Here is an 18,272-nt window from a genome sequence, read left to right as displayed (position 1 = left end):
GTCAGGTAGCTAGGATGCGATCATGCAGCAGCATATGAACACGAGTGCCCGGATCTCCTCCTCGCCCGCCGAGAGAATCGCGGCGGCCCTGTTCCTCGTGATTGCTGCCTTCCAGGCGGCGTTGGCCGCAGGAGCGCCGTGGGGAGGCGCGTCCTACGGAGGCGGTCACCGCGGCACCCTCCCGGCGCGCCTCCGTGCCTCGAGTGCCGGGGCGACCCTCCTCTACGGCGGGCTGTCGGCCTTGACCCTGACCACCCGGAGCAGGATCGCCAAGCGTCGGGTGCTCACCGTCGTGACGGCCCTGATGGCGCTCGGGACGGCCATGAACCTCGCTTCGCCGTCGCGCGTCGAGCGCGCGGTGTGGACACCGGTGGCGGGCGCCCTCACCGTGGCGCTCGTGCGCGTCGTGCGGGACCTGAGGCACTCAGCCGAGCGGCCTACCTGATTACCACCAGGGCGGTCGACGCGCGGTCGCATGACCCATGTGCACAGAAGACCACCACCGTGATGTTCGGGTACCGCTTCACGAACTGCGATAGCGTGGTGAGGATCCCGTCGGACTGGTGGGCCCACGCCGCTCCGTGAGATCCGTGTTGACCCTTTCCCGGGGGAGATCGACGGCCGCGGACGACCAGCTGCACAGGAGGACGCCATGGCCGCCGGCCGTAATCCGCTCGATGACATCCGCGAGACCCTGAGCCACCTGACCGACCAGCTCAAGACGTCGGGCTCGGAACGCGTCGATGACCTGCGCGGGGAGTACTTCTCTACGCGTCCCGGTCCGGCTCGACCCCTGGCGGAGGTACAGGCCGAGCTCGACGCCCTCGTGGGTCTGGACACCGTGAAGGAGCAGGTGCGTGCGCTCGTCGCCCTCCTCCAGGTGCAGGCACGGCGGAAGGCGCACGGTCTGCCCGAGGTGGCGACGTCCCAGCACCTCGTGTTCCTCGGCAATCCCGGGACGGGCAAGACCACCGTGGCACGGCTCCTGGCGGAGATGTACCGCGCGGTGGGCCTGCTGCAGAAGGGCCATCTCGTGGAGGTGGACCGGTCCGGACTCGTGGGGCAGTACGTCGGGGCGACCGCGATCAAGACGGACCGGGTGATCCGGCGGGCGCTCGACGGCGTCCTCTTCATCGACGAGGCCTACGCCCTGACGCCCGACGACGGCCGGATGGACTTCGGGCCGGAGGCCATCGAGGTCCTGCTCAAGCGGATGGAGGACCACCGTCATCGACTGGTGGTCATCGTGGCCGGATATCCGCAGCTGATGGAGGCGTTCCTGCTCTCCAACCCCGGTCTGAGGTCCCGTTTCGCCCGGGAGATCACCTTCCCTGACTACTCGGTCGACGCACTCCGGACGATCTTCCACCAGATGCTCGCGCAGCACGAGTACGTCCTCGCCGAGGGCGCGGACGAAATGCTGCGCCGCATCTTCCTGGGCCTCCACGTCGGGGAGGACTCCGGAAACGCCCGCTTCGCCCGCACGCTGTTCGAGCAGTCACTCAACCGGCAGGCGTTGAGGCTGTCCCTCGACCCTGACCAGCAGCTCGACGCGCTCGACCGCGACGACGTCATGACGCTCACCGCCACGGACCTCGTCGAGGCCGCACAGGCCCTCGGCGGGGAGCCGGAGCCCGAGCCCGGACCGGAGCCCGAACCGTCCCGGTGGTGGAGCTGGCTTACCTGAAGCACCCGGCGGTGTAAGGGATCGGACATGGAAGTAGGCCCGGTCGGACGTCCCGACCGGGCCTACTTCTGGTTGCATGAGCGGTGCGTCGAGACCTAGAAGTCCCAGTCCTCGTCCTCGGTGTTCACGGCCTTGCCGATCACGTAGGAGGAACCCGAGCCGGAGAAGAAGTCGTGGTTCTCGTCGGCATTCGGTGACAGCGCCGAGAGGATCGCCGGGTTCACATCGGTGACGGACGACGGGAACATCGCCTCGTAGCCGAGGTTCATCAGCGCCTTGTTGGCGTTGTAGTGCAGGAACTTCTTGACGTCCTCGGCCAGACCCACGCCGTCGTACAGGTCGTGGGTGTACTGGACCTCGTTCTCGTACAGCTCGAAGAGCAGCTCGAACGCGTAGTCCTTGATCTCCTGGCGGCGCTCCGGCGTCGCGCTCTCGAGGCCACGCTGGAACTTGTACCCGATGTAATAGCCGTGCACGGCCTCGTCGCGGATGATCAGGCGCACCAGGTCGGCGGTGTTCGTGAGCTTGGCGCGGGAGGACCAGTACATCGGCAGGTAGAAGCCGGAGTAGAACAGGAAGCTCTCGAGCAGCGTCGAGGCGACCTTGCGCTTCAGGGGATCATCGCCGCGGTAGTACTCCGTGACGATGCTCGCCTTCTTCTGAAGGTTCACGTTCTCCGTGGACCAGCGGAACGCCTCGTCGATCTCCTTGGTGGAGGCCAGCGTGGAGAAGATCGACGAGTAGCTCTTGGCGTGCACGGACTCCATGAACGCGATGTTCGTGAGCACGGCCTCCTCGTGAGGCGTGATCGCATCCGGGATGAGGCTTACGGCGCCCACAGTGGCCTGCACCGTGTCCAGCAGCGTCAGTCCGGCGAACACGCGCATGGTGAGCTGCTGCTCGTCCGGCGTCAGCGTGGCCCAGGACTGGACGTCGTTGGACAGCGGCACCTTCTCCGGTAACCAGAAGTTGTTCACCAGTCGGTTCCAGACCTCGACGTCCTTGTCATCCTGGATGCGGTTCCAGTTGATGGCCTGGACCTGGTCGACGAGCTTCAGTTTCCCGCTCATGGTGTGTTCCTTGTCTGAGGTTGGTGGTACCTGGTGCCGATGATGCCACGCCGGACCGACGTCCTGGCCGCGGGGACTGCTAGAGCATGCAGGAGACGCAGCCCTCGACCTCGGTGCCTTCGAGGGCCAGCTGGCGCAGGCGGATGTAGTAGATCGTCTTGATGCCCTTGCGCCACGCGTAGATCTGGGCCTTATTGATCTCGCGCGTCGTGGCGGTGTCCTTGAAGAACAGCGTCAGGGACAGGCCCTGGTCCACGTGCTGCGTGGCAGCGGCGTAGGTGTCGATGATCTTCTCGAAACCGATCTCGTACGCGTCCTGGTAGTACTCCAGGTTGTCGTTCGTCAGGTACGGCGCCGGGTAGTACACGCGGCCGATCTTGCCTTCCTTGCGGATCTCGATCTTCGACGCCACCGGGTGGATGGAGGACGTCGAGTTGTTGATGTAGGAGATCGAGCCGGTGGGCGGGACGGCCTGGAGGTTCTGGTTGTAGATGCCGTGCTCCATGACCGAGGCCTTCAGCGCTCGCCAGTCCTCCTGCGTGGGGATGTGCACGTTCGCGAAGAGCTCCCGCACGCGCGCCGTGGTCGGCTCCCAGGCACGCTCCGTGTACTTGTCGAAGAACTCGCCGCTGGCGTACGTGGAGCGCTCGAAGCCGGCGAACGTGCGGCCGGTCTCGATGGCCATCAGGTTCGACGCCCGGATGCAGTGGTACACCACGGAGTAGAAGTAGATGTTCGTGAAGTCCAGGCCCTCTTCGGAGCCGTAGTGGACGCGCTCACGGGCGAGGTAGCCGTGCAGGTTCATCTGGCCGAGGCCGATGGCGTGCGAGGCATCGTTGCCCTCGGCGATCGAAGGCACCGAGCTGATGTGGCTCATGTCCGAGACGGCGGACAGTGTGCGGATGGCGGTCTCGATGGAGAGAGCGAAGTTCGGCGAGTCCATGGTCTTCGCGATGTTCATCGACCCGAGGTTGCAGGAGATGTCCTTGCCCACGTGGTCGTAGGAAAGGTCCTCGTTGTACGTGGTGGGCTGCGAGACCTGGAGGATCTCCGAGCACAGGTTGGACATGATGATCTTGCCGTCGATCGGGTTGGCCCGGTTCACGGTGTCCTCGAACATGATGTACGGGTAGCCGGACTCGAACTGGATCTCCGCGAGGGTCTGGAAGAACTCGCGGGCCTTGATCTTGGTCTTCTTGATCCGGGCGTCGTCCACCATCTCGTAGTACTTCTCGGTGACGGAGATGTCGGAGAACGGCATCCCGTACACGCGCTCGACGTCGTACGGCGAGAACAGGTACATGTCCTCGTCGCGCTTGGCCAGGTCGAAGGTGATGTCCGGGACGACGACGCCGAGGGACAGCGTCTTGATGCGGATCTTCTCGTCCGCGTTCTCGCGCTTGGTGTCGAGGAAGCGGTTGATGTCCGGGTGGTGCGCGTGCAGGTACACCGCGCCGGCACCCTGACGGGCGCCGAGCTGGTTGGCGTAGGAGAAGCTGTCCTCGAGGAGCTTCATCACGGGGATGACGCCGGAGGACTGGTTCTCGATCTGCTTGATCGGCGCGCCGACCTCGCGGATGTTCGTCAGCGCGAACGCGACTCCACCGCCGCGCTTGGAGAGCTGCAGTGCGGAGTTGATGGAGCGGCCGATCGACTCCATGTTGTCCTCGATGCGGAGCAGGAAGCAGGAGACGAGCTCGCCGCGCTGGCGCTTGCCGGCATTGAGGAAGGTGGGGGTGGCGGGCTGGAAGCGGCCGTCGATGATCTCGTCCACCATCTGCTCGGCGAGCTGCTGGTTGCCGCGAGCCAGGTGGAGGGCCACCATGCACACGCGGTCCTCGTAGCGCTCGAGGTAGCGCTTCCCGTCGAACGTCTTCAGCGTGTACGAGGTGTAGTACTTGAAGGCGCCGAGGAACGTCTCGAAGCGGAACTTCTTGGCATAGGCACGCTTGAAGAGATCACGGACAAAGTTCATCGTGTACTGGTCGAGCGTCTCGCGCTCGTAGTACTCGTTCTTCACGAGGTAGTCGAGCTTCTCCTCGAGATCGTGGAAGAACACGGTGTTGTTGTTCACGTGCTGGAGGAAGTACTGGTGCGCGGCCTCGCGGTCGGCGTCGAACTGGATCTCACCGTCCGGTCCGTACAGGTTCAGCATGGCGTTGAGCTCGTGGTAGCCCAGGTCCTTGAAACGGTCCACCGTCGCGGCGGGAGCGCCCGTCTCGGTCTCTGCAACACTCATGTCCAAAACTCTTCCAATCCTCGGGTGACTCGGTCCACGTCCTCGGACGTGCCCATGACTTCAAATCTGTACAGAACGGGGACGTCGCACTTCGCGGCGACGACGTCGGCGGCACGGCAGTAGGTCTCACCGAAATTGGTGTTGCCTGCCCCGATGACCCCCCGGAGGAGGGTGCGGTTCTGTGGTTCGTTCAGGAACTTCACCACCTGCCGCGGAACCGCCCCCTTGCCCGTGATGCCTCCGTAGGTGGGGAGGACCAGGACGTACGGGCGGGTGGCGGTGAGCGTGGGAGCCTTCGTGAGCACGGGCAGACGTGCTGCCCGGATGCCTAGCTTCTCCACGAACCGGTGGGTGTTGTCCGAGACCGACGAGAAGTAGATCAGCGAGGCGTCGGTGACGGGCCCTTCGGCCTCACCGGCGTCGGCCGCCTGGGCGACCCGCTCGTCCACTCCGGCGCTCATCGCGATGATCGTGCTGACCGGTTCCCCTCCGGGAACCGCTCAGGCCACCGAACTGACGGTGGAGTCGCCGATGGCGCTGATCTTGTCGGGACGGAACCCGGACCAGTGGTCGTTGTCCGTGATGACCACGGGAGCCTGCATGTAGCCCATCGAGCGGACACGCTCGAGAGCCGCGGGGTCCTGCGAGATGTCGACGCTCTGGTAGGCGATGCCCTTCTTGTCCAGAGCGCGATACGTGGCGTTGCACTGTACGCAGGCCGGCTTCGTGTAGACCGTGACGGTCATGTCCTGTCCCCTTTTCCTCTACTGCTGACTCGTGGTGCTGCGGGCTGTGCGCGGCCCCGGGAAGGGGGTGAAATCCGGGGATTCCCGCGCCGTGGGGCTCGTGCCCGACCAGCGGCTGTTCTGTCCTTCGATACTACATCTAGTGCGACCGACTGAGGCAGACCCCCACATGATGTATTACAAGTATGTCATTCCTGCTCCGAGTAGTCCACATGATGTCCACAGACGACGGGCCACGAAAAGCCCGGAACGGCGCTCTTCGAGGCGCGATCCGAGGCGTCGTCCACAGAGCTGTGGAGTACTTCCGCACAGGCAGAAACGACGTCGTGTCGCCGTGTCCTCGGCGTGTCGTGCTGCACCGTTCCGACGGCGGCCGGACCGTCTCCAGGTGCGCCGACCCTCTCCGGGCAGGGCAGGAACGACGACAGCCGGCACCCCTCGTGATCGAGGAGTGCCGGCTGTGCGGGCGTCTAGCGGGACGGGCGCTGCGCGAGGATCTGGTCGACGCCCATCCGACCGTCGCGGAAGGTCATGGACGCTCCCACCATGTAGAGCCGCCACACGCGGGCAACCTCCTCGCCCATCATCGCCACGGCCTCGTCCCAGTTCGCTTCGAAGCGCTCGTGCCAGGCGTCGATGGTGCGGACGTAGTGCTCCCGGAGGGCCTGGACACCCCTGATCTCGAAGCCGGCTCCCTCGATCAGGGTGACGGTGTCCCCCACCGGGCGCATGTGCATGTCGGGCGCGATGAACGATTCGATGAACGGGCCGCCGCCGGGGTGCTTGCCGTGCCGCGACATCTGCTGGACGAGCACCTTGCCGCCGGGAACCACGTTCCGGAACAGCGTGGAGGTGTACGTGCCGTAGTTCTCCTGGCCCACGTGCTCCCCCATCTCGAGGGACGCGACGGCGTCGTAGGGGCCGTCGTTCACGTCACGGTAGTCCTGCAGCCTGATCTCGACGCGGTCGCCGAGGCCGCGCTCCGCGATCCGCTGGTCGATGAACGCCTTCTGCTCCTTCGAGATGGTGACGCCGGTGACCTTCGCGCCGAAGTGCTCCGCGGCGTACAGGCTGAGCGAACCCCAACCGCAGCCCACATCCAGGAACCGCAGGCCCGGAGCGGCGTCGAGGCCCACTTTCCGGCAGACGAGGTCCAGCTTGTCGCGCTGGGCGTCCTCGAGCGTGTAGCCGGGCTCCTCGGAGAGCCAGTACCCGCACGAGTACGCCATGTGGTCGTCGAGGATCAGGCCGTAGAAGTCGTTGGAGAGGTCGTAGTGGTGACTGATCGCAGCGCGGTCCCGGAGCAGGCTGTGGAGGCGCCCCTTGATCTTCGCCTGCGACGCCGGTGCGGGCAGCGGCGCGCCGAGCGCCCCGACCTCCCGCGCGACCTTCCCGAGCTGAAGGAGGAGCTGGGGGGTCAGCCTCGGCATGGACAACCCGCGCCGGCCGATGACGGTCCAGAGATGGGTGAGCGCGTGCTCGAGTGAGCCCGGTACGTCCAGTTCCCCGGTGACGTAGGCCTGCGAGACGCCTAGCTCGCCCGGGCTCCAGAGGATCCGGCGCAGCGCGTTGACGCTGTTCAGGCGGACCTCGGGCTGGTCGGACGCGCCCGCGGTACTGCCGTCCCAGGCCACGAGGTGCACGGGCAGCGCTCCCCCGACGATCGGCGCGAGGATCGCGGCGAGCTTGCCCGCGACCCCGCCACCGGGAAGGCCCTCGACGGTCCTGTCCTGAGGGGCGGGGGTGCCGGTGGTCGTGCCGGGGTCGAGGTCTGTCACGGGGAGTTCTTTCTCACGAGGGTGGAGCAGCGGACTCGCCGAGCGTCCGCCCGGCGTGGTGGAGGTAGTGGTGGTGTCAGGGCCGTCTATCGAAGATCAACTGCTGGACGTCGAGGTACCCCGCCTGGAAACCGGCCCTCGAATAGCAGAGGTAGAACTGCCACATGCGCTCGAACGTCTCGTCGAAGCCCAGCGCGTGCACCTCCTCGTGGCGGGCGAGGAAGCGTTCCTCCCAGAGCCGGAGCGTCTGGGCGTAGTGGTCCCCCATGGACAGCCGCTCGCGGACACGGAGGCTGGTGTACCGCTCCGTGACGTCCTCGATGGCGCGGACCGACGGGATGAACCCGCCCGGGAAGATGTACTTGTGGATCCACGTGTAGGACCGGCGGGTGGCCATCATGCGCTCGTGGGGCAGGGTGATGGCCTGGATGGCTACGCGCCCGCCCGGTGCCAGGACCCGGTCGATGGTCTGGAAGTAGACACCCCAGTAGTCGAATCCCACGGCCTCGATCATCTCGACCGACACCACGGCGTCGTACTGGCCCTCGACGAGCCGGTAGTCCTTCAGCTCGACCCGCGCGCGATCGGACAGCCCCGCCTCACTGATGCGCTGCTCGGCCAGCTCCTTCTGTTCGCTGGACAGTGTCACCGACACGACCTCGGCCCCCCTGCCGGCGGCCCGGAGCGCGAGCTCGCCCCAGCCGGTCCCGATCTCGAGGACGCGCGACCCCGCGCCGACCTGGGCCTGGTCGAGGAGCCGGTCGATCTTCCGACCCTGCGCATCCGCGAGGTCGTCCCACTCGACGTTCAGGAGGTCCTTGCCCGTCGCGTCGAAGAGGGCGCTGGAGTAGGACATGGTCGGGTCGAGGAACAACGCGAAGAGCTCGTTCGAGAGGTCGTAGTGACGGGAGATGTTCGACCGCGTGTTGGCGGTGCTGTTGCGCTCCCTGCGCGGCGGCTTCGGAAGATACAGTCCGCGCAGTTTCTGCAGCGGCACCGGAACCAGGTGCGCGGCGCGCGCCGCGAAGACCTCGATCACCTCGGTGAGGTCGGACGCCGTCCAGTCCAGCGCCATGTAGGACTCCCCGAGCCCGATCAGCCCGTTGTCGCCCAGCCGCGCGTAGAAGTCCGCAGGGCGGTGGATGCGCATCTCGGGCCGCGCGCCGCCCCCCGGCGCGCCGAAGATCGTCCCGTCGTCGTAGATGACCCGCAGCTGGAGGGTGTTCACCGCAGCCGTGAAGATCTTCTCGGCCACGGTGGCCGCGATCCTGTTCCTCGGGCCGCTCGGCACACCGGCGATGCCGGGCCAGACGGCCGGGTCCACCCCGGACTGCGAGGGGACAACGGTGGTGCTCATCGAACGGCCTCCTGGTGCTGGTGACGCGGCCTGGGGCTGACGGGCAGCCGCCGCAGCCAGAGTCTAATCCCCTGCCATCTGATCTGGACGACCACGCGTAACGGGGCGACAGGAACCGCGAGCGCCATTTTCGTGATCGTGGAGGTCGTCGCCGGCAGGCGTCGGCCCGTCATCGTCGCGGTGAAGGGTGCGTGGGCCTCCCGGTGCAGGACGACGGCGACACCGAGCTTCTCGCCCGGCTCGGGTACGCGCATCTCGTACTCACCCTCCACGGGGTTGAACGGCGAGACGTACAGGCGCTTCTCGGTGCGTGCGGCACCGCGGTCGTCGACGTCGAGGAGGTAGCAGTGGCGCTCGCCGTAGGTGTTGTGCACCTCGGCGACGACGGCGGTGAGGGCGCCGGAGCGGTCGTGGCACCAGAAGAGCGACAGCGGGTTGAACACCCGGCCGAGGACGCGGCCGCCGGCCAGCATCGTGACCCGTCCGCCGTCGTCGTGCCGACCCTCGGAGCGGAGGAACTCGGCGATGTTCTGCCGGATGGTGCGGTCCGGGTCACCGAGGTGATCCTCGGGCAGGAATCGCGCGAAGGGTGCGAGCCACACGGGCAGCACGGGCAGGTCGTCGAGATCCACGAGCCAGGTGTAACTCCGGTAGGTGAACTCGTTGCGCAGCGGTGAGCGCCGGACGTGACGGATCACGGTCGGGTAGAGGAAGGCGTTCATGCCCGCACGGTGGCGCGCTCGGTGGCCGGATTGCCGTCCCAGGTCCCACCGATCCGCTCGGCGGCACGCAGGCCGGACAGGGCCCCGTCCTCGTGGAAGCCCCACCCGTGGTAGGCGCCGGCGAACGCGATGCGCTCGTCGCCGAGCTCTCCCAGGCGGGCCTGCGCGGCGAGCGACTCCGGTGTGTACTGCGGATGCTCGTACACCATGGTCTTCAGCACCGTGGCCGGATCGATCAGTTCGCCTTCGCCGAGGCTGACGATGAAACGGTGGTTGGTGCGCCCCTCGAGACGCTGGAGCCGCGTCATGTCGTAGGACACGAGCACGCGGTCCGGCGTCGCGTCGCAGGAGGGCAGCCGGTAGTTCCAGGACGCGCGGGCACCCTCCGCATGCGGCAGCACCGATTCGTCGGTGTGGAACTGCGTCGTGTTCACCGAGTAGGGCATGGTCCCGAGCACCGACGCGGCGAGGGATGCACGATCCCTGTCGCTCCCGCCCCCTCCGTCACCGTGCCCGTCGCCGTGTCCGTCGCCGTGCCCGTCGAGCAGGGCGAGGGCCTGGTTCGGATGGGTCGCGACGACGACCGCGTCGAACAGTTCGGTGCCGGCGGGAGAAGTCACGAGCACGCCGTCGGCGGTGCGCCGCACGGACTCGACCGGGCTGGCGAGCCGGACGTCGTCGAGCCGGTCGACGACGCGCCGCACGTATTCCGCGGACCCGCCCGTCACGGTGCGCCATTGCGGGGAGCCCTTGATGGTGAGCATGCCGTGGTGCTCCATGAAGGAGAACAGGTAGCGGGCCGGGTAGGCGAGCGCCGTCGCCGGGTCGCAGGACCAGACAGCGGACACCACCGGCGTCATGAAGTGCGAGGTGAAGTAATCGCTGAAGGCGTTGGCCTCGAGGAAGTCACCGAGGGTCGCGTCCGCGTCCTCGCCGGGTGTCCCCGCGGTGCGTCGGAGCAGCGCCCGCGCGGCCCGCTGGAAGCGGAGGATCTCCAGCAGCATCCTCAGGTAGCGTCCGCGGAGGAGCACGCCGGGCTGGGCGAAGACACCGCGCCTTCCCTTGGCACCCGCGTATTCGAGGCCACAGCCGTCGCAGCGGATGGACATGCTCATGTCCGAGTCCTGGGTGGGTACGCCGAGCTCTTCGAAGAGCCGCAGGAGTGTGGGGTAGGTCCGGTCGTTGTGGACGATGAAACCGGTGTCGACGCCCGTGGTCGAACCGTCCGCGAGATCGACCTGGTGGGTGTGGGCGTGCCCGCCCGGGCGGTCGTCCGCCTCGAAGAGTGTCACTGCACTGTCGCTCCGAAGCACCCACGCGGCGGTCAGTCCGGAGACGCCGCTGCCGATGACCGCCACGCGGCGGCGGCCGACGCTCGCGTCATCGTCGGTAAGCTCGACGTCGGGCGTCGTGTCTTCGGGCATCTCGTCTCCTGCGGGCTGTTCCGGTGATCCTCCCGGCGGGTGCCGCGGACTCGCTCCAGGCCGCCCCGTACCGCTCGATCGGATGGCGCTGCTGCAGAGTGTGAATCGGAAGAAGTTCGCTACTACATGGGGCCGGGATTGGTGCAAGCGGTTTCTGCAGCACACCATCGGGCTGGACCGTTCGAAAGGCAGGTGGTAGATGGTCAATCCCATACACCTCCGCACCCTGCTCGAGGTGATCCGTCACGGCACCTTCACCGGTGCGGCCACTGCCCTCGGCCTGACCGCGTCGGCGGTCTCGCAGCAGATGGCGGCCCTCGAACGCGACACCGGAGCACGCCTCTTCGTCCGCTCGGCGCGGAGCGCCGTCCCGACCGACGCCGCGGTCGCCATGGCACGGCACGCCACGAAGGTGCTCACGGACATCGAGGCGCTCCTGGCGTCGACCGCGCGAGCGGGCACGGCCCAGGGGGCCGAGTTGAGACTCGGGATCTTCCCCAGCCTCGCCACCTTCGCGCTGCCACGGCTGCTGGCAACACCCGAATGGCAGCGACTCGGGGTGTCACTACGCGTGTTCGTCGGCGAGCCGGGCCACACCATCCAGGGCCTGCGTGAGGGCGGCGACCTCGATCTGGCGCTCGTCTACCAGGTGGGTCAGGCGGGGCTGGCCTGGCCGACGACGCTCCGTCGCCAATGGATCGGCGACGACGAGTTCCGCGTCGTCCTGCCCGCGATGTGGGGCGTCCGCGCCGGCTCCCGCGTGACCCCGGACCAGCTGGCCGACATGCCGTGGATCATGCACCATCCCGGCACGGCGGACGCGACGGTGATCGAGCGGCTCTTCGCGAGCTGCAACCTCCACCCGAGGGTGGTGGCCTACTGTGACGACTTCAACGCCAGCCTCGAACTCGCCGCCGCCGGGCTCGGCGCGGCGCTGGTCCCCGATCTCGCCATGGTCGAGGCACCGCAGGGCATCGTCTCCCTCGACGTCCCCGAGATCAGGTTGGCCCGGAGCATCTTCGCGCTGCGCACGGGTGACGCGGACGAGGCGCGCGTGCGGCTGTTCATGGATCAGCTCGCGGAGATACTCGCGGTACGGAGCATCGGACCGAGCAGCGGCGGTCACGGGAATTGACGGGTCGGCCGTTGCCCGCGGGGCAGGAATCAGAGCGAACCCATGACCCCGGCCTCGGGTGGGCGGGCCAGGTCGAGGGCGTCGAGGACAGCGAGCGCCGCCACGTGCTCGTTGAACGTGTACAGGTGGAGGCCCGGGGCGCCGTCATCGAGTGCCTGCCGCGCGAGTGCCACGGTCGCCTCGGTGCCGATGCGCCGCCTCTCCTCGGGCTCGGATGCGGCATCGAGGCGACCCACCAGCGTCTCATCGACCTCCACACCGCCGAGCTCCGCGAGTTTCCTCATGCGTCGCGGACTGGTCAGGGGCATGACGCCGGGGATGATCGGGATGGTCACTCCGGCACGATGCGCGCGCTCCAGCAGCCGCGGGTAGTCCGCCGTGTCGAAGTAGACCTGCGTGATCGCGAAATCGGCCCCTGCTCCCTGCTTGGCGAGCAGCACCTCGACGTCCTGCGTGAGGCTCTCCGATTCCGGGTGCCGCGTGGCGTAGGCCGCCACACCGACGGCCACCCTGCCCGCTGCCAGCTGCGCCGTCCTCCGCCCCTCGACGTCGCGGATCAGCCGGACCAGCTCGTCGGCGTGCTGGAGGTCGCTCTCACGCGGATCCGTCCCGTCGGGTGCGTCCCCGCGCAGGGCGAGGATGCCCCGCACACCGCCCACGATCAGCCGGTCGACGATCTCCTCGAGTTCGGCCCGCGTACTGCCGACACAGGTCAGGTGGGCGAGCGGTCGCAGGTCCGTCTCGGTCAGGAGGCGGTTCAGGAGGGCGACGGCGGTGTCCCTGTTACTGCCTGCGGCACCGTAGGTCACCGAGACGAAATCCGGCCGGGTCCTTTCGAGCCGACGAACCGTCGTCCACAGGGCGTCCTCCGCCTGGGCGTCGCGTGGCGGGAAGAGCTCGTAGGAGAGTGCGGGATAGCTCGTCGGTGGGCGCGCGGGCTCCCCCACCGCGCCGTGGCCCTCGGCGTCGTGCCGGAGCGAGCTCAGGTCGTCTCCTCCGGCACGTCCGCTGACTTGACGCTGTTCTCGACGATCCCGAGTTCCTCGAGGCGGGCGGACATCCCCGCGCCGTCCGAGGCGTACACCCATGGGATGCCAGGCGTGGGGAGGACCCCCGATTTCGAGCGCCCGCCGGCCAGGACGGCTTCGCCCACGGACAGCTGCCGGATGGCGATCGCGCGCACGTTCTCCGGATGCCGCTGCGCGAACTCCGAGTAGATGGCTTCGTCGTGCTGTCCGTCGTCGCCCACCAGGAGCCACTTCATGTGCGGGAACTCCTCGGCGAGGCGCTCGAGCGCAGTGCGTTTGTGCTCCTGGCCGCTGCGGAACCAGCGGTCACGCGTCGGACCCCAGTCGGTCAGCAGCTTCGGTCCGGCAGGGTACAGGTTGCGGGACAGGAAGCGTGACAGGGTGGGCGCCACGTTCCACGCTCCGGTGGACAGGTACAGGACGGGAGCGGACGGGAGGGTCCGCACGATCCGCTCGTAGAGCACCGCCATGCCCGGCGTCGGTGTCCGGGCGTGCTCGTCGAGGACGAACGTGTTCCAGGCGGCGAGGAACGGCCTCGGCAACGCGGTGACCATCACGGTGTCGTCGATGTCGGAGACGACGCCGAACGTCGTCCCGTCGGCGACGATCCTGATGGGCGCCTCGACCGTCCGCGATACCCCGGACTGGAGGGTGATGGTGTGCCAGCCGGCATCGAGCGTGACCGGTATGTGGGCATCGACCACACCTCCGCGGTCGGCCTCGACGTCGTGGACGGTGTCCCCGATCGTCACGTGCACGACGGCGTGCGCCACGGGAGCGCTGGTGAAGTTGCGCCATCCCCTCATGCCCTCCTGCAGGGGCTTGAGCGGACCGTCGTCGGACGCGCGGCCGGTGTCCCTCGGATCGCTGAGGACCACGCGCGCGAGCACCCGCACCCATGAGGTCGAGCCGTACCCCGTGTAGGGGATGACGGTCTCGATCCGGCCACGACGCACTGCGAGCCGGGTCTGGAAGCGCAACCAGGCGTCGTCGAGCCTCATGGCAAGATGCCCGCCGTCGCGCCCGGGGCTCATCGGGAGGCCTCGCCGGCGCGGCACGGGCAGGAAGGGCATTCGGAGCTGGGGCGCATGCGTTCAGTCTGGCACGGTGCGTGCCGTCGGAACGAGTGCCGACGGCCCAGTGGCCAGACCAGTGGACACCTGGATCACAGGTCACGGCACGGCCACAACCTGAGCCCGGAGGCCTGCCGGTCTTGTCCCCCGACTCCCCCGGCTGGGACTCTGGGATTCCGATCCGTCAGCTCGACGGACCGGTTGACGAGCACCGGGGGACGACATGGCGGTTGGATGGGACGCGACGACGACAGAGGTCGTCCGACTCAAGGAGGGGGCGCCGCTCCAGAGCTGGCAGGCCGGCCGCGTCCTCGATGAGACGACGACGGCGGCGGACCTCGCGCACGCGATCCGCTTCGGCAGGGCCCAGAGCGCACTCGAGGCCGTCGCGGCCGGTGGGGCAGGACTGACCTCGGACCATGCGCGGGCCATCCACTTCGCCAACGAGATGGCGGAGCTGCGCCACTATGAGCCCCTGATCACCGTCGAGGACGACGTCCCCGTCCTGACCGACGGGGTCAGCGACCTCATCGCACGTTTCGAAGACCTCGGGCTGTGGCAGGACGGACGCGCCTGGGAGCTGTGACCTCGGCTCGTCCGGCACACCGCTCGGCCTGCACCAACTACTTCGTCGACTGAGCACCTATCCACCCGACACCGAGCTCCGAATAGGTGCTGATCGATGCGCCCTGCAGCTCGATCAGCAGGGATGACATGGCTCGACGCCCGCCTCTTCCTGCCGCTGGAGCAGGTTCCAGGAAGCGGTCTCACCATGAAGACGAACGACTACTGCCCCACGACGCCGGGGTCCTGTGAGGTGGACGAGCGCTTCCACGTCACTCCTCTGCCGCCCGTGCTGGTCCTGAGGTGGGCCCATCGCCTCGTGATCGACGAGACGGACGTCCTCCTTGCCACAGCAGCGGTGTGCGCCTCCGGAGGTGACGAGCTCCCGCTCCTCGTGGAGCTGTCGCAGCCGCGGGAGATCACGTGGGACGCCCGGAGAGCCGTGCTGAATCTCCCGCACCGCTTACGCATAGCCCTTCTCGGCGCGGACGACGTCGACCTGGTGCTCACCGCATTCACCGTGCGCTCCTCCGCCGACATCCGCTTCTTCACGAACCGCGACGAGGCGGAGCTGTGGTTAGTTCAGGGGTGAATACTGCGCATCCGACAGGTACGGCTCGCCTGCCCCGCAGGCTTTCTGCAGATTAGCTGCAGAACCCGAGGCAGGTGATGCGGCCGGTGCCATGATGCGCAGGTGTCCGCTGGGGACACGCCACTCTGCGAGGTCTACATGTCTCTTCTCAAGGACCAGTTCTCACGGTCCGCATCCTCTCCGCGTCGCACGACGGCACACCCGCGCGCGTCCCGGCGCTCAACGACAGCCCTGCTGCTCGCCGCGCTGACTCCCCTGGCTCTCCTTCAGGCCGTCGGGGGCTCGCCTGCCATCGGCGCGACCACCGCCTGCTCACCGATGACGCAGTCCGTGCACCAGAGCATCAACCCGAGTACCAATGGGTCACTGCTCACGACGAACACTGCTGAAATTCCCATAGCCGCCCGGTACTCCGGCTTCTCCCTGCTACGGGGACCCGTGTTCAAGGCAGGGGCTACTCCTGCCGCCGGCCTAGTTCCACTTCACCGCATGTTCAAGGACGGCAATTTCCTGCTCCTGCCCGACATGCCCGGCACGGACGAGTTCGAGATCGTGCAAACCCGATACGGGTTCGAACGCCACAACGTCGAGTTCTACGCTTCGCTGTCTCCCGTCGCCTGCGGCATGGAGGTGCGGCGGTACTTCAACGGCTCCAAGCACCGCTACAGTGCGTCGGCCACCGAGGGTTCGACGCTGCGCCAGTCGGGTTGGAGTGACGAGGGAGCCAAGTTCTGGGTGCAGTCCCTCACGGCTCCCACACCCGCACCCGCGCCCGCACCCGCTCCCGCACCCGCACCCGCTCCCGCACCCGCGCCCGCACCCGCACCGGCACCCGCGCCCGCACCGGCACCGGCACCGGCACCGGAGCCGGGTCATGTGGCGGGATGGGGCGCACCGACGTGGCGTGACGAATTCGACGGCAACGTGTCGAAGTGGAGAGTCAGGGACGGAGAGTCCCTGTCGTACGACAAAGCCCGGATCCTCGCCCGCAACGTCACCACCGCGGGCGGCTTCCTCGACATCACGGCCAAGCGTGAGGACGTCGCAGGACGAGCCTTCACCACCGGATACCTCGACACGATCGGAAAATACGAACAGCACTACGGTCGCTGGGAGATCCGCGCCCAGATCCCGACCATCGCCGGGCAATCCAGAGGGGTATGGCCCGCGTTCTGGTTGAGGAACAGTAGTGTCGGCGAGATCGACATCATGGAGGCCTGGGGAGACCCCTTCACCAACCCGACGCGCGTCGGAACCTCGACGCTGACCGCTCACGAGTCCACGAACGGCGGTGGCTTGCGAACCGCCGTCAACTGGGAGAATGCAGCTGGTACGACGGTTCACTCGGCTTTGGCTTTCCACACCTGGGCCATCGAGTACACGCCCACCGAATTGCGCGGCTACTTCGACAACAAGCATGTTGCGACCCTGACGAAGGACAAGCACCCCTGGCTGTGGGGGCCGAACTTCCAGGCGCCCTTCAACATGCGCCTGAACCTGCAGATCGGCTCTCCCTATCACGGCTACCCGGTAGCACCGCAGTACGCGGACACCAAGATGCCGGCCGTCTTCAAGGTCGACTACGTTCGGGCGTGGAAGTACAACCCCTGACCGAAGTGGGAACGTCCTGCAATCGGTGGCTGCGTACACATCGCCGAATAGTTGCCAAGCATCACCCATCACCAGCAACGCTGATCGACGCGATCCGATTGTGATCGGCACCGAGGGGGTTGAGGGCGAGGGCCCGTCAGCCCCTCTTCGGCGTCCGGGAGCCTTCACGTGCAACACTCAGGACCATGACCGCCGTCCTGCTCATCTGGAATGCGGCCCGGCCATGGCCGGGGACGCATGCAAAGGACGTCGACACCATCGACCGGACCGGGGTCCTTCGGATGTCCTGGCCGGGCGGGCCGGTGCTGGACGCGGAGCCAGGGGTGGACGTCTGGCTCGTCATCGGCGCGGCGGGCGGGGAGCAGATAGGCCTCATCGGGCACGGAATCCTCACCGGGACGACGTCGGGCGTATGGGCCTCGCACGGTTCTGATGGACCCGGACCTGCAGACGCAGGAGCGTCAGGCGAACCAACTGTCGAGGGGCCATGTCTGCTGATCGATCTGGACCTGCTGCTGCTGAGAGGCGACGAGATACCGGCCGAGGTAGTGGTGACAGCCCATACGCTGCTCGACCGCCCACCTGGAAGTAGGCCCTTCACTGCTCGGGGGCTCACCGAAGCGGCCGACACCGCTCTGCGCCTGCTCTGGTCGAGCAACGTACCGGCCGCCGTCGCGAGTACCTTGCCCCTCCCCGGCTCACTCCCCGCGGCAGCGGTGGTGCGTCGTCCGGACAACCGCTTCGAGATCGACGACGATCTCCGCCGCAGGACCCTGGCCGCACGAGGCTCTGTCTGCCACGCCTGCGATCTCGACGGCGAGCAGACGTACGGGCCCGCGGGTGCCGACATCGTGCAGGTCCACCTCATCACGCCGCCCGAACTCGTCGGAGCGCCGTTCGAGCCCGATCCGCTGGTGGATCTTGTCCCGTTGTGCCCCACGTGCCATGTCGTCGCTCACGGCCGCGCCCCGCACCCCTACAGCATCAGCGAGATCAGATCGATGATCAGGGCCGGCGGATTCCTGCCGGGAGCGGCCATGTCGACTCATCAGCTCGACGCCGAGCGCGCAGCGACGCGCATCCTGGAAGCAGGCACCTGAGACCGCGGACCTCTTGAAGGTGATGTGTCCCAGCGCTGGGAGCGATCAAGTTCTGGAAGCCGTCGCCTACTACGCAGAGCAGGACGACGGTTTGCCTGATGCCCGGTGTGCATACGGTGATGACCAGCATGCCCCCGATCACGTCG

At 67.4% G+C, this 18,272-nt stretch carries 17 protein-coding genes; 7 read left to right on the top strand and 10 right to left on the bottom strand.

The window, feature by feature from the left end; translation table 11 throughout:
- The first annotated feature begins 22 nt into the window (after positions 1–22).
- Positions 23–445 carry a hypothetical protein gene (locus AC4D16_RS00745; RefSeq protein ID WP_490953597.1) on the top strand — a complete coding sequence of 141 codons (423 nt, stop codon included), beginning with the start codon at positions 23–25 and terminating at the stop codon, positions 443–445.
- Positions 446–652: 207 nt separating this feature from the next.
- Positions 653–1,687, top strand: a complete 1,035-nt coding sequence (locus AC4D16_RS00740) for an AAA family ATPase (RefSeq protein WP_490953596.1) — start codon at positions 653–655, stop codon at positions 1,685–1,687.
- 95 nt (positions 1,688–1,782) lie between these two features.
- Here the strand turns inward: AC4D16_RS00740 and nrdF are convergent, their stop codons facing one another.
- The 8 genes from nrdF to AC4D16_RS00700 form a co-directional block, all read right to left on the bottom strand.
- Positions 1,783–2,757, bottom strand: a complete 975-nt coding sequence (gene nrdF, locus AC4D16_RS00735; RefSeq protein ID WP_490949343.1) for a class 1b ribonucleoside-diphosphate reductase subunit beta — start codon at positions 2,755–2,757, stop codon at positions 1,783–1,785.
- 79 nt (positions 2,758–2,836) lie between these two features.
- Positions 2,837–4,996, bottom strand: a complete 2,160-nt coding sequence (nrdE, locus tag AC4D16_RS00730) for a class 1b ribonucleoside-diphosphate reductase subunit alpha (protein WP_490949344.1) — start codon at positions 4,994–4,996, stop codon at positions 2,837–2,839.
- Complete coding sequence (nrdI, locus tag AC4D16_RS00725) at positions 4,993–5,457, bottom strand: class Ib ribonucleoside-diphosphate reductase assembly flavoprotein NrdI (protein ID WP_490953595.1); 465 nt, start codon at positions 5,455–5,457, stop codon at positions 4,993–4,995. Before nrdI ends, nrdE begins: the two co-directional genes overlap by 4 nt.
- A 39-nt stretch (positions 5,458–5,496) precedes the next feature.
- Entirely contained in the window at positions 5,497–5,742 is a 246-nt protein-coding gene (gene nrdH / locus AC4D16_RS00720; RefSeq protein ID WP_490949346.1) for a glutaredoxin-like protein NrdH, read from the bottom strand.
- A 470-nt stretch (positions 5,743–6,212) separates the two neighbouring features.
- Positions 6,213–7,418, bottom strand: coding sequence for a class I SAM-dependent methyltransferase (locus tag AC4D16_RS00715; RefSeq protein ID WP_490949519.1), 1,206 nt, complete (start codon positions 7,416–7,418; stop codon positions 6,213–6,215).
- 178 nt (positions 7,419–7,596) lie between these two features.
- Positions 7,597–8,877 (bottom strand): class I SAM-dependent methyltransferase, encoded by a 1,281-nt coding sequence (locus AC4D16_RS00710; protein WP_490949347.1) that lies wholly within the window; start codon positions 8,875–8,877, stop codon positions 7,597–7,599.
- Positions 8,874–9,599 carry a DUF1365 domain-containing protein gene (locus tag AC4D16_RS00705; RefSeq protein ID WP_490949348.1) on the bottom strand — a complete coding sequence of 242 codons (726 nt, stop codon included), beginning with the start codon at positions 9,597–9,599 and terminating at the stop codon, positions 8,874–8,876. The genes AC4D16_RS00710 and AC4D16_RS00705 overlap by 4 nt, the downstream gene beginning before the upstream one ends.
- On the bottom strand, positions 9,596–11,023 hold the full coding sequence (locus tag AC4D16_RS00700) for an NAD(P)/FAD-dependent oxidoreductase (protein WP_490953594.1): 1,428 nt from the start codon (positions 11,021–11,023) through the stop codon (positions 9,596–9,598). Before AC4D16_RS00700 ends, AC4D16_RS00705 begins: the two co-directional genes overlap by 4 nt.
- 199 nt (positions 11,024–11,222) lie before the next feature.
- On the opposite strand from AC4D16_RS00700, the gene AC4D16_RS00695 reads away from it, so the two are divergent.
- Entirely contained in the window at positions 11,223–12,158 is a 936-nt protein-coding gene (locus tag AC4D16_RS00695; RefSeq protein ID WP_490949350.1) for a LysR family transcriptional regulator, read from the top strand.
- A 29-nt stretch (positions 12,159–12,187) separates the two neighbouring features.
- Here the strand turns inward: AC4D16_RS00695 and AC4D16_RS00690 are convergent, their stop codons facing one another.
- Together AC4D16_RS00690 and AC4D16_RS00685 are read right to left on the bottom strand one after the other, a co-directional pair.
- A complete protein-coding gene (locus AC4D16_RS00690; protein ID WP_490953593.1) occupies positions 12,188–13,105 on the bottom strand; it encodes a methylenetetrahydrofolate reductase in 918 nt (305 codons plus the stop codon).
- 35 nt (positions 13,106–13,140) lie between these two features.
- The gene (locus AC4D16_RS00685) at positions 13,141–14,220 is read right to left on the bottom strand and encodes an App1 family protein phosphatidate phosphatase (RefSeq protein WP_490953592.1); all 1,080 of its coding nucleotides are present in this window, start codon (positions 14,218–14,220) and stop codon (positions 13,141–13,143) included.
- A 262-nt stretch (positions 14,221–14,482) separates the two neighbouring features.
- On the opposite strand from AC4D16_RS00685, the gene AC4D16_RS00680 reads away from it, so the two are divergent.
- From AC4D16_RS00680 to AC4D16_RS00665, 4 genes are all read left to right on the top strand, one after another.
- The gene (locus AC4D16_RS00680; RefSeq protein ID WP_490953591.1) at positions 14,483–14,845 is read left to right on the top strand and encodes a hypothetical protein; all 363 of its coding nucleotides are present in this window, start codon (positions 14,483–14,485) and stop codon (positions 14,843–14,845) included.
- Between the two features lie 123 nt (positions 14,846–14,968).
- Positions 14,969–15,415 (top strand): hypothetical protein, encoded by a 447-nt coding sequence (locus AC4D16_RS00675; RefSeq protein WP_490953590.1) that lies wholly within the window; start codon positions 14,969–14,971, stop codon positions 15,413–15,415.
- 138 nt (positions 15,416–15,553) lie between these two features.
- Positions 15,554–17,026, top strand: a complete 1,473-nt coding sequence (locus tag AC4D16_RS00670) for a glycoside hydrolase family 16 protein (RefSeq protein ID WP_490953589.1) — start codon at positions 15,554–15,556, stop codon at positions 17,024–17,026.
- A 185-nt stretch (positions 17,027–17,211) separates the two neighbouring features.
- A complete protein-coding gene (locus AC4D16_RS00665; protein WP_490953588.1) occupies positions 17,212–18,126 on the top strand; it encodes an HNH endonuclease in 915 nt (304 codons plus the stop codon).
- The last annotated feature ends 146 nt before the right edge of the window (positions 18,127–18,272 follow it).

Source organism: Arthrobacter sp. TJ-236, assembly GCF_058269235.1.
Note: the sequence above shows the minus strand (reverse complement) of the source record. Positions and strands in the feature narration are given on the sequence as shown.